We start from the raw sequence: 11,457 nt of genomic DNA, 5'->3' as shown, positions 1-11,457 counted from the left end.
ATTAATGCTGTTATTATTGGGGGAACTGGGAAGGTTTTAGGTTTTTTTGGCCGGGATGAAGATATGATTATTCCTTGGAAAAATATCCTTAAGATTGGGGAAGATGTCATCCTTGTGCGTTACCAGAATGGTAATATGGAGAAAGATGTCGATGAAGATGTGTAAATAATGTCTTTTAACTGTGAAGAGTGGCTATATTATGGTAAACTATAGAAAAATATAATGGGGTTTAATAAATGGAACCATTTATTTTGAAAAAAAGCGAGTATTTTGTTATTAATGAATGGGCTGAGAAGTTTCCCGGTTTACGTGCGGGATTTACGAGTAAAAATGGCGGAGTTAGTGAAGGCGCTTATTCCTCTTTGAACCTTGGGCTCCATGTAAATGATTCAGTGCAATCTGTTAGACAAAACCGGGAACATATGGCTGAAAGATTAGGATTCCCACTTCATACATGGGTGAGTGCAGAACAAACACATGACATACACATAGAAAAGGTAAATAGAGAAAACGGCGGGAGAGGCTCTTTACTTTATGAGGATTCCTACAAAGCAACAGATGGCTTTTTTACAGCAAATTCTGGACTGCTGCTAACCTTATGCTACGCCGACTGTGTACCCCTTTATTTCTGTCATGAAAAGACTGGAGCAATTGGTGTTGCCCACGCGGGCTGGAAGGGAACAGTCAATGGGATTGCCAGCGAAATGGTTTCAATGTTTAAGAAAGAAAATATGGACATTGAAGGAATTCATGCAGTAATTGGACCATCCATTTGCGGTAAATGTTATATTGTTGATAATCGTGTTATATCAATAATAGACAAAAACCTAGCCGATTACCATCCTAAACCTTATACTCAAATAGAGGATAATCAATATTTTCTTGACTTAAAGCAATTAAATAAAGATATTCTAATTAAATCAGGCGTCATGGAAAAAAACATAATCGTAACAAATTTATGCACCAGCTGTGAAAACAAAGATTTCTTCTCGCACCGAAGAGACAAAGGGAAAACAGGAAGAATGATGAGTTTTATTGGCTGGAAGGAGGATTTCTAGTTTTAAATGAAGGTCATTGAAAATCTAAAAAAAATTCAAATGAAAATAAAAAATGCTTGTGAAAGATCTAATCGAAATATTGAAGATATTAAGATTATCGCTGTAACCAAATACGTATCGACTGAACGCGCCCTTGAAGCGCTTGATGCGGGTGTTATCCATTTAGGAGAAAATCGAGATGATGGACTCCTAGAGAAATGGGAAGTGATCAAGGACAAGCCGGTATGGCATTTTATTGGTGCTTTACAAACTAGAAAAGTGAAAAATATCATTGGCATAGTTGACTATATTCACTCTCTTGACAGATTGTCGCTTGCTCAAGAAATAAATAAGCGTGCAAACAAGCAAATAAAATGTTTTATACAAGTCAATGTATCAGGTGAAGAATCAAAGCAGGGAATTCATCCTGAAGAGGTTAAGAAGTTTATTGAGGAGTTAAGTCAGTATCCAAATATTCTTGTATGTGGTTTAATGACAATGGCTCCGCTAACTTCTGATGAACAACTGCTAAGATCATGTTTTCAAAAACTTAAAAAACTGCAGATTGACATTCAACAGATGGAATTAGATTACGCACCTTGTCATGAGCTATCGATGGGTATGTCAAATGACTTCGAGATTGCTATTGAAGAAGGAGCGACAATGGTCCGGATTGGAACCGCTCTTGTAGGAAACGAGGAATAGGAGGTTTGTAAAATGAGCATAAAATCAAAGTTTAAAACATTTTTCTTCTTAGATGATGAATATGATGATAGACAAGAAGAATATATGGAAGAAGAGCCCGAACAAAAACAGCCTCAATCTCAAAAACAGCCCGTGCAGAAGAATAATGTCGTCAGTCTTCAAAGTGTGCAAAAATCATCAAAGGTTGTATTAATTGAACCACGTGTGTATGCAGAAGCACAGGACATTGCTGACCAATTGAAAAACAGAAGAGCAGTTGTTGTTAACCTACAAAGAATCGATCGGGACCAGGCAAAAAGAATTGTAGACTTCTTAAGTGGAACCGTCTATGCGATTGGCGGGGATATACAGAAAATTGGGACTGATATTTTCTTATGCACCCCTGATAATATTGAGGTTTCAGGTAATATTTCTCAAATCATGCAAGAAACTGAATTCGAAAGTTCGAGGTGGTAATATTTAATGGGTATTATACTTAGTGTGTTAACATCGATTATTTACTATTATTCATGGGCATTAATCATCTATATTTTATTGTCCTGGTTTCCAAATGCTAGGGAGTCAGGAATTGGGCAATTTTTAGGAAGAATTTGTGAACCTTACTTAGAACCGTTCAGAAAAATAATTCCACCACTTGGTATGATTGATATATCTCCAATTGTGGCTATTTTAGTTCTACGCTTTGCATCAAGCGGATTGCACCAGTTGTTCGTTTGGATTGCATAATTTGAAAGCTACAGGGCTCTTTCCAAGGCCCTTTTTTGTTTTCTTATTCCAGAGGGGCAGTAAAATGAAAACAAAGGATGCTACTTAAAGGAGTATTGTAAGTAAATGTCTATTTACCAGCACTTTCGTCCAGAAGAAAAAGGTTTTATTGATCAAGTTCTTAACTGGAAGAACTCCGTGGAAATTACATATGCACCGAAATTAACTGATTTTCTTGATCCAAGAGAACAGGAAATCATCAGACAATTAATTGGAATTAATAATGATGTAAAGATACAGTTGTTTGGCGGCTTTGATATGGCTGAGAGGAAGCGTGCCTTGTTATATCCAGAGTACTTACAGCCAGAGGATGAAGACTTTCAAATATCTTTATATGAAGTTGAATATCCGAAAAAGTTTGTTAACTTGGAACATCCTCAAGTGCTTGGCAGCCTAATGTCTCTTGGGCTAAAAAGGATGAAATATGGTGATATCCTTCTTGAAGATGATCGGATACAGTTTTTAGTAACTAGAGACATTGAACACTATATTTCTACGCAATTGAACACAATTGGCAAGGCCTCTGTCAGTTTAGTGAAACTGCCATTAGCCAGTGCCCTTCAGTCGAACGAAATTTGGTCTGAACAATCTGTAACTTCAACATCTTTACGGTTAGATACAGTTGTTTCTGCTATTCATAATATTTCAAGGCAGAAATCTCAAACTTTAATTCAACAGGGTCTTACTAAGGTGAATTGGACTTTAATTGAAAATCCATCTTTTGAAGTGAGAGAAAGTGATATAATTTCAATTAGAGGGTATGGCCGTGCAAAAATTATCTCTTTAGAAGGAAAAACGAAAAGAGATAAATGGAAAATCACCGCGGGAAAACAAAAATAATTATTAATATTGCAGGATTTTGCTACAAGTTGTCGAATTAATATTAGATAGATATTTATTAGACCAAGTACATAATTATTACTACTGAATTTGGGAGGTGGCCAAGATGCCATTAACACCGTTAGATATTCATAATAAAGAATTCAGCAAAGGATTCCGAGGTTATGATGAAGATGAAGTAAATGAATTTCTTGACCAAGTGATTAAAGACTATGAAATTCTAATTAGAGAAAAGAAGGAATTAGAGGAAAGACTAAATGACCAAAACGAACGGATTGGCCATTTTACCACAATTGAAGAAACGTTAAATAAATCAATTATTGTAGCCCAAGAGGCTGCAGAAGAAGTAAGAAGAAACGCACAAAAGGAAGCAAAGCTTATCATTAAAGAGGCTGAGAAAAATGCGGACAGAATTGTCAATGAATCATTATCAAAGGCAAGAAAAATTGCCCTTGAAATTGAGGAATTAAAAAAGCAATCGAAGGTATTCCGAACTCGCTTTAAAATGCTAATCGAAGCTCAGCTTGATTTGTTAAATAACGATGACTGGGATCATTTACTGGAATATAAGCTTGACGCTACCGAATTAAAATCCGCTCAAGAAGAGGATTCATTAGCTTGACGAAAGCAGAATATATCGCATATAATCTTAAAAAGAATGTAAATTATGAACATTAACTATGAGAGGGACAGTACAAATTTCATTGCTTAGCAGGCATTGTCAGCGAACCAGGGAAGGTGAAAGCCTGGAGTAAGCGGAGATTTGGAAGATCACCCTTGAGTTCCTTTGTTGAACATCCTTTAAGGATCAGTAGATAAAGGCGAGTCATTCACGTTAAGAATTTTTAAAGCGGATAGAAGTTTATTTATTATTCTATCTACAAGGGTGGTACCGCGGGAAATAATACCTTCTCGTCCCTTTTTGGGATGAGGGGGTTTTTTTATTTTTAGAAGCTCTAGCCACATCAATAATTGGTTTAATGTTGTTAAAAATGGTAATCATGAAGCTAGTGAAAGCTACGGGAGGAAAAGGAAATGGAATACAAAGATACTTTATTAATGCCAAAAACAGAATTTCCTATGCGTGGAAATTTACCAAACCGTGAGCCCGAAATTCAGGCTAAATGGAAAGAAATGAATATTTATGAGAAAGTTCAAGAACGTACAAAAGGCCGTCCAATGTTTGTTTTGCATGATGGGCCTCCATATGCAAATGGTGATATTCACATTGGCCATGCTTTAAATAAAATCCTCAAAGATATGATTGTCCGCCATAAGTCAATGAGCGGTTACCATGCTCCATATGTTCCTGGCTGGGATACACATGGTCTTCCGATTGAGCAGGCACTGACGAATAAAGGGGTCAAGCGTAAGGAAATGACTGTTGCAGAATTCAGGAAGCTCTGCGAACAATATGCATATGAACAAATTGACAGCCAGCGTACTCAGTTCAAACGCTTAGGAGTAAGAGGGGATTGGGAAAATCCTTACATTACCTTAAAGCCTGAATATGAAGCACAGCAAATTAAAGTGTTTGGGGAAATGGCGAAAAAAGGCTATATTTACAAAGGCTTAAAGCCAGTATATTGGTCTCCATCTTCTGAATCAGCATTAGCAGAAGCAGAAATTGAATATAAAGATAAGCGCTCTCCATCCATCTATGTAGGCTTTAAAGTAGCTGATGGCAAGGGTGTATTAGATGAGGACACGCAAATCGTCATTTGGACAACAACACCTTGGACAATTCCTGCTAACCTAGGGATCGCTGTTCATCCTGAGCTTAACTATGTTGTTGTGGAAGAAAAAGGTCAAAAGTATGTTGTTGCAGCTGACCTTTTAGAAGCAGTTACGAAGGAAGTAGAATGGCAGGACCCTCAAGTAGTTAAAACAGTTCAAGGTTCAGAACTTGAAAATATTGTTGCTGTCCATCCATTATATGGACGGGATTCTCTTGTCATATTAGGAGAACACGTAACGATTGATGCCGGTACTGGATGTGTTCATACCGCACCTGGTCACGGGGAAGACGACTTCTATGTTGGTCAGAAATATGGACTTGATGTATTATGTCCAGTTGATGACCGCGGATATATGACGAAGGAAGCTGAGGGTTTTGAAGGGTTATTCTATGATGAAGCCAATAAATCAATTACCGAAAAACTTGATGAGGCTGGGGCGTTATTAAAGCTTTCATTCATTACCCACTCTTATCCACATGATTGGAGAACAAAAAAGCCAGTTATTTATCGTGCAACAGCACAATGGTTTGCTTCCATTAAAGATTTCCGTAAAGAGCTTTTGGATGCTATAAATGAAACAAAGTTTGTACCTGCATGGGGCGAGACTCGTTTATTTAATATGGTTCGTGATCGTGGAGATTGGTGTATTTCACGTCAGCGTGCTTGGGGTGTGCCTATTCCTGTATTTTATGCAGAAAATGGAGATCCGATTATTACGGATGAAACCATTAATCATGTTTCCAACCTATTCCGTGAGCATGGATCAAACATTTGGTTTGAAAAAGAAGCAAAAGATTTACTTCCAGAGGGCTTTACACATCCTGAAAGTCCAAATGGGGAATTTACGAAAGAAACAGACATTATGGATGTATGGTTCGATTCAGGCTCGTCACACCAGGCTGTATTATTGGAGCGAGATGACCTGCAAAGACCAGCTGATCTTTATTTAGAAGGATCTGACCAGTACCGAGGATGGTTTAACTCATCTCTATCCACAGCTGTTGCTGTTACTGGAAAGGCTCCTTACAAAGGGATTCTCAGCCATGGATTTGTTTTAGATGGTGAAGGAAGAAAGATGAGCAAGTCATTGGGCAATGTTGTCATTCCAGCCAAAGTAATGAATCAATTAGGCGCAGATATTTTAAGGCTTTGGGTGTCTTCAGTAGATTATCAGGCCGATGTTCGTGTTTCTGATGCGATTTTAAAGCAAGTTACTGAGGTATACCGCAAGATTAGAAATACTTTCCGTTTCTTACTAGGAAATCTTGCTGACTTTGATCCAAACACAAATGCTGTTTCCTTTGAAAACTTGCGAGAAGTAGACCAGTTTATGCTTGTAAAATTAAATAAATTAGTTAAGACTGTTCGAGAAGCCTATGAACATTACGAGTATGCCGGCATTTATCATGCTGTTAATAATTTCTGTACACTTGATTTGAGTGCGTTCTATCTCGATTTTGCAAAGGATATTCTCTATATTGAAGGGAAGGATCATCCTGATCGTCGTGCTATTCAAACCGTTCTGTATGAGTGCTTGATTTCCTTAACAAAATTAGTTGCACCTGTTCTTTCCCATACGGCAGATGAGGTTTGGAGCTTTATCCCTTCAGTTAAAGAAGAAAGTGTTCAGCTAACTGATATGCCAGAGTATAAAGAACTGCCTAACGCTAAGGGACTAGAAGAGAAATGGACATCATTTATGAAACTTCGTGATGATGTTTTGAAGGCTCTTGAAGAAGCGCGCAATGAAAAGGTAATTGGTAAATCACTTACAGCGAAAGTAACAATGTTTGTAGATGAAAAGGCGAAGAGCTTACTTGATTCCATTGATGAGAATGTTAAACAACTATTCATTGTTTCTGGTTTTGAGGTAGCAGGAAATTATGAGGATGCTCCTGAAGATGCTCTTAAGTTTGAAAATACAGCGATCGTTGTTTCTAAAGCTGAAGGAGAAACATGTGAACGCTGCTGGATTGTTACACCAGAAGTGGGTCTGGTTGAAGAATTTAATACATTATGCCCTAGATGTGCAGATGTTGTTAAAACGCAATACAGCCACTTAGCATAATATTTTTATGAGGAGGGTCAGACTCCGCAAGGTATATCTTGTGGAATCTGGCCCTTTGTTAATTGTTGTACTCACTGTAAAAACTTACACCGACTTTTAAATATGCAAGCGGATATAATAGGTAGAAATAAATAGAACGGAGGAGCATAAATGGATGCCAAAGCAGAACCACTTTATTCGGAACTCCGTAAAACACGAATGGAACTTATGGAAAGGTTAGAGGACAATAATTCTTCATCCCTTATTAAACCAATCATTAAAGCAGAACTATTAGATGTGGAAGATACATTAAATAAAATTGAATTAGGTCTTTTTGGCAGATGTGAAATTTCAGGTGAACTGATTCCTGAAGAGCTGCTAACTATGGTACCAACAATAAAATCCTTGGATGACTATGAAAAAATCGACTGTTACTTTAGAAAGGGGATATTTCATTAACAACAGGATTACTGTGTTTTTTATAAAGAATGTGCTAAAATGCAAAGGTAATACTATGAAAATGTGGGGGTTGCCTTTGTGTTTTATTACATAATTGCTTTACTAATTATTGCACTGGATCAGTTCACAAAATGGCTTATAGTCAAAAACTTCCAATTGGGAGAAAGTGTGGAAGTAATCAAAAATTTCCTCTATATAACCTCTCATCGAAACAAAGGTGCGGCTTGGGGAATTTTGCAAGGCCAAATGTGGTTTTTTTATGTAATAACGGTCATTGTTATCATCGGAATTATTTATTACATTCAAAAAGCTGCAAAAGGCAAACTGCTGCTAGGTGTATCTTTAGGCTTTATGCTAGGGGGAGCGATCGGTAATTTTATTGATCGTGTTTACCGGAAAGAAGTTGTTGATTTTATTAACACTTATATTTTTGGCTATGATTTCCCTGTCTTTAATGTTGCTGACTCCGCATTAGTAATCGGTGTTGCTTTGCTTATGATACAAATGCTGCTAGAAGAGAGAGCGTTGAAAAAGGAGAAATCTCATGGAGAAAATGGAACACATCATTCCTGAGGAACAGGCGGGTGAAAGAATCGATAAGGTTCTTACATCATTAAATAAGGAATGGTCTAGGACACAGGTTCAGCTGTGGATTAAGGATGAGCATGTTCTCGTCAACGGACAAAAAATAAAGACAAATTATAAATGCAGTCTGAATGATCAAATAGTGATTCAAATTCCTGAACCAGAGGAATTAGACGTTGTANNTTAGTTGTCAATAAACCTAAAGGAATGGTTGTACATCCTGCACCTGGGCATTTAACAGGTACACTTGTTAATGGGCTTATGGCGCATTGTAAAGATTTGTCTGGGATCAATGGGGTCATGAGACCAGGGATTGTTCATCGAATTGATAAAGATACATCAGGTTTATTAATGGTGGCAAAAAATGATCTTGCCCATGAAAGTCTTGTGAATCAGCTAGTTGAAAAAACTGTAACTAGAAAATATAAGGCGATCGTTCATGGTGTAATCCCTCATGATTACGGAACAATTGATGCCCCTATTGCACGTGATCAGAAAGACCGGCAAAGTATGGCTGTTGTTGATAATGGAAAAAAAGCCGTTACACATTTTCATGTTCTCGATCGGTTTAACGATTATACGTTCATTGAATGCCAGCTGGAAACAGGCAGAACACATCAAATTAGGGTACATATGAAGTATATAGGCTACCCGCTTGTTGGAGATCCAAAATATGGCCCGAGAAAAACTCTTGATATAGGCGGACAGGCATTACATGCAGGTATTTTAGGCTTTGTCCATCCTAGATCAGGTGAATATATGGAATTTGAAGCCCCATTACCGGATTATTTCGAGCAATTAATGGAACAGCTCCAAAAATAATGATTGACATATGAGTGTATGTAAAATAAAATTACTATAGTTAAATAAGTCCTTTAATCACAGTCCCGTGAGGCTGAGAAGGAAGCGGATAAGATATCAAGTCATCTATTGTATGACTTGATCCTTAATGAACGCCTATATCCTCTCGCCATAGCGGCGAGAGTTTTTTTGTAAAGGGGTGGTTAACATTTCAGAGAAAGCAATCGTTCTTGATGAACAAGCAATAAGGAGAGCATTAACGAGGATTGCCCATGAGATCATAGAAAGAAACAAAGGTATTGAAGGCTGTGTTCTTGTCGGAATTCGAACTCGGGGAATATATCTTGCAACTCGGCTTGCTGAAAGAATCGAGCAAATTGAAGGAACAAAGATTGCTGTTGGGGAACTAGATATAACGCTATATAGAGATGATTTAACAAAAATTACAGCGAGTCAGGAACCACTAGTCAAAGGGTCGGATATACCTAAAGATATTAATGACCAGAAGGTTATACTGATTGATGATGTTCTTTATACAGGCAGGACAGTAAGAGCTGCTCTTGATGCATTGATGGATATCGGCAGACCTTCTACGATTCAACTAGCAGTCCTTGTTGATCGTGGACATAGGGAATTGCCAATCAGGGCAGATTTTGTTGGAAAAAACATTCCGACTTCAAGTTCAGAGAAAATTGTTGTGGCATTAAAGGAAGTCGATCAAGTCGATCAAGTAAGTATATATGAAAACTAAATAACCCTTTTTAAAAGCAGTCCTGTGAGACTGACAAAGGGGGAATTACACATACAGAATGTCCTTTTCTGTATACCTGTACCCTCTTTGCGCAAATTTGGCAAATGAGGGTTTTTTTATGGCTACTGGGAAAATCAAAAGAAATAGATATGAACATCAACTAGTAGGAGAGGTATATGATGAACAAACCAGTATTAGACATTAAAGATGTTCCATCACCAATGCAATGGTTAACATTAAGTTTACAGCATTTATTCGCCATGTTCGGCGCAACAGTATTAGTTCCGTATCTTGTTGATTTAGATCCTGCCATAGCCTTAATTTCAAGCGGCTTCGGCACACTGGCCTTTCTTATGATCACTAAATGGAAGGTTCCGGCCTATCTGGGCTCATCATTCGCCTATATCATTCCGCTGCAAATGGCAGGAAAAGCAGGCGGAATTGGGGCGATGATGATCGGAAGCTTTATGGTAGGTCTCTTGTATGGGGTTGTCGCTCTTATTATCAAAAAAGGCGGCTATCGTTGGCTAATGAATCTTCTGCCGCCAATAGTTGTCGGTCCAGTCATCATGGTTATCGGATTGGCTTTATCGGGAACAGCAGTAGGAATGGCGATGAATAACCCGGTAACAAGCGAATATAGTATGCTTCACTTCTCTGTAGCGCTTGTCACATTAGCTGTAACGATTATTTTCTCGGTTTACTTTAAAGGGATGCTAAGCATGATCCCAATCTTAGCTGGAATCATTATAGGGTATGTATATGCTCTTGCAGTAGGAATTGTTGATTTTACAGGTGTTCGGGAGGCAGACTGGATTGAAGTTCCTGATTTTGTTTTCCCATTCGCCGACTACAATATAAGCTTTACATTAGATCTCATGCTCTTAATGCTGCCTGTTGCAATCGTTACAATTTCTGAGCACATCGGACACCAGCTCGTCCTAGGAAAGGTAGTTAACAAAGATTATATTAAAGACCCTGGTCTACATCGTTCGCTTCTTGGAGATGGGACAGCAACGATGATCTCAGCGATCATGGGCGGACCGCCAAAGACTACGTATGGTGAAAACATCGGTGTACTCGCGATCACTAGAATATATAGTGTGTATGTATTAGGCGGTGCAGCCGTTTTAGCGATTATCTTCGGGTTTATCGGGAAAGTTTCAGCTCTCATCAGCTCTATTCCTACACCTGTTATGGGCGGAGTATCAATCCTTTTGTTTGGAATAATCGCCTCATCTGGATTGAGAATGTTAGTGGACAGCAAAGTAGACTTTGGTGACAAAAGAAATCTAGTGATTGCTTCGGTCATCCTAGTCATCGGCATTGGCGGAGCACATGTCGATATCGGACCATTGCAGATCCAGGGAATGGCTCTTGCAGCGATTTGCGGAGTGGTTTTAAACTTGATTTTACCTGGCCGAGAGCCGGTAAAGGATAATATGTTTGAAACAGAATTAGAATAAGGTTAATCAGTATAACGCCTTTTAAGTAAGTCCAGAGAGATTTGAAAGGGTGTTGAAGTGATTGGGTAAAAGGAAATCATTGCTTCCTTTTGCCAACTTGTCTCTTCAACTCTTCAGCACCCTGACAAAATGTCAGGGTGTTTTTTTTAGAAGATAAGGGAGGGTTTATGAATGAAACATTTACTAACGACAACTGAATTAACTATTAATGAAATTAACGAAATTCTTGAAGATGCTCAATACTTTTTAGATGGTGGTACAT

At 38.1% G+C, this 11,457-nt stretch carries 12 protein-coding genes, 1 pseudogene and 1 other annotated feature; all 13 genes and pseudogenes read left to right on the top strand.

Translation table 11 applies throughout. The annotated features are described in order from the left end of the window. A partial coding sequence (locus V7149_RS14500; RefSeq protein ID WP_335346327.1) for a YlmC/YmxH family sporulation protein occupies positions 1-165 on the top strand: 165 nt, incomplete at its 5' end. Positions 166-236: 71 nt separating this feature from the next. Then, on the top strand, positions 237-1,058 hold the full coding sequence (gene pgeF / locus V7149_RS14495; protein WP_335346324.1) for a peptidoglycan editing factor PgeF: 822 nt from the start codon (positions 237-239) through the stop codon (positions 1,056-1,058). Between the two features lie 6 nt (positions 1,059-1,064). After that, positions 1,065-1,742, top strand: a complete 678-nt coding sequence (locus tag V7149_RS14490; protein ID WP_335346323.1) for a YggS family pyridoxal phosphate-dependent enzyme — start codon at positions 1,065-1,067, stop codon at positions 1,740-1,742. Positions 1,743-1,754: 12 nt separating this feature from the next. Continuing rightward, on the top strand, positions 1,755-2,198 hold the full coding sequence (locus tag V7149_RS14485) for a cell division protein SepF (RefSeq protein ID WP_335346322.1): 444 nt from the start codon (positions 1,755-1,757) through the stop codon (positions 2,196-2,198). 6 nt (positions 2,199-2,204) lie between these two features. Further along, positions 2,205-2,468: a YggT family protein gene (locus V7149_RS14480; RefSeq protein ID WP_066289306.1), complete on the top strand. Its 264-nt coding sequence runs from the start codon at positions 2,205-2,207 to the stop codon at positions 2,466-2,468. A 105-nt stretch (positions 2,469-2,573) separates the two neighbouring features. Continuing rightward, a complete protein-coding gene (locus V7149_RS14475) occupies positions 2,574-3,347 on the top strand; it encodes an RNA-binding protein (protein WP_335346321.1) in 774 nt (257 codons plus the stop codon). 106 nt (positions 3,348-3,453) lie between these two features. Beyond that, entirely contained in the window at positions 3,454-3,969 is a 516-nt protein-coding gene (locus tag V7149_RS14470; RefSeq protein ID WP_066289301.1) for a DivIVA domain-containing protein, read from the top strand. 49 nt (positions 3,970-4,018) lie between these two features. Beyond that, positions 4,019-4,270 (top strand) — a binding site (T-box leader). A gap of 112 nt (positions 4,271-4,382) precedes the next feature. Beyond that, positions 4,383-7,154, top strand: coding sequence for an isoleucine--tRNA ligase (ileS, locus tag V7149_RS14465; protein ID WP_335346320.1), 2,772 nt, complete (start codon positions 4,383-4,385; stop codon positions 7,152-7,154). A gap of 150 nt (positions 7,155-7,304) precedes the next feature. Beyond that, complete coding sequence (locus tag V7149_RS14460; protein ID WP_335346319.1) at positions 7,305-7,592, top strand: hypothetical protein; 288 nt, start codon at positions 7,305-7,307, stop codon at positions 7,590-7,592. Between the two features lie 78 nt (positions 7,593-7,670). Then, positions 7,671-8,165, top strand: a complete 495-nt coding sequence (gene lspA, locus V7149_RS14455) for a signal peptidase II (RefSeq protein ID WP_335346318.1) — start codon at positions 7,671-7,673, stop codon at positions 8,163-8,165. Continuing rightward, positions 8,137-8,999 (top strand): annotated as a pseudogene (locus V7149_RS14450) (RluA family pseudouridine synthase). The gene lspA and the pseudogene V7149_RS14450 overlap by 29 nt, the downstream one beginning before the upstream one ends. A 187-nt stretch (positions 9,000-9,186) precedes the next feature. Further along, positions 9,187-9,729: a bifunctional pyr operon transcriptional regulator/uracil phosphoribosyltransferase PyrR gene (gene pyrR, locus V7149_RS14445; RefSeq protein WP_335346326.1), complete on the top strand. Its 543-nt coding sequence runs from the start codon at positions 9,187-9,189 to the stop codon at positions 9,727-9,729. Between the two features lie 179 nt (positions 9,730-9,908). After that, a complete protein-coding gene (locus V7149_RS14440) occupies positions 9,909-11,195 on the top strand; it encodes a solute carrier family 23 protein (RefSeq protein WP_335346325.1) in 1,287 nt (428 codons plus the stop codon). Positions 11,196-11,457 lie beyond the last annotated feature (262 nt).

The organism is Bacillus sp. JJ1503 (genome assembly GCF_036965125.1).
Taxonomy (GTDB): domain Bacteria; phylum Bacillota; class Bacilli; order Bacillales; family Cytobacillaceae; genus Cytobacillus.
This window is presented reverse-complemented; position numbering and strand designations above follow the sequence as displayed.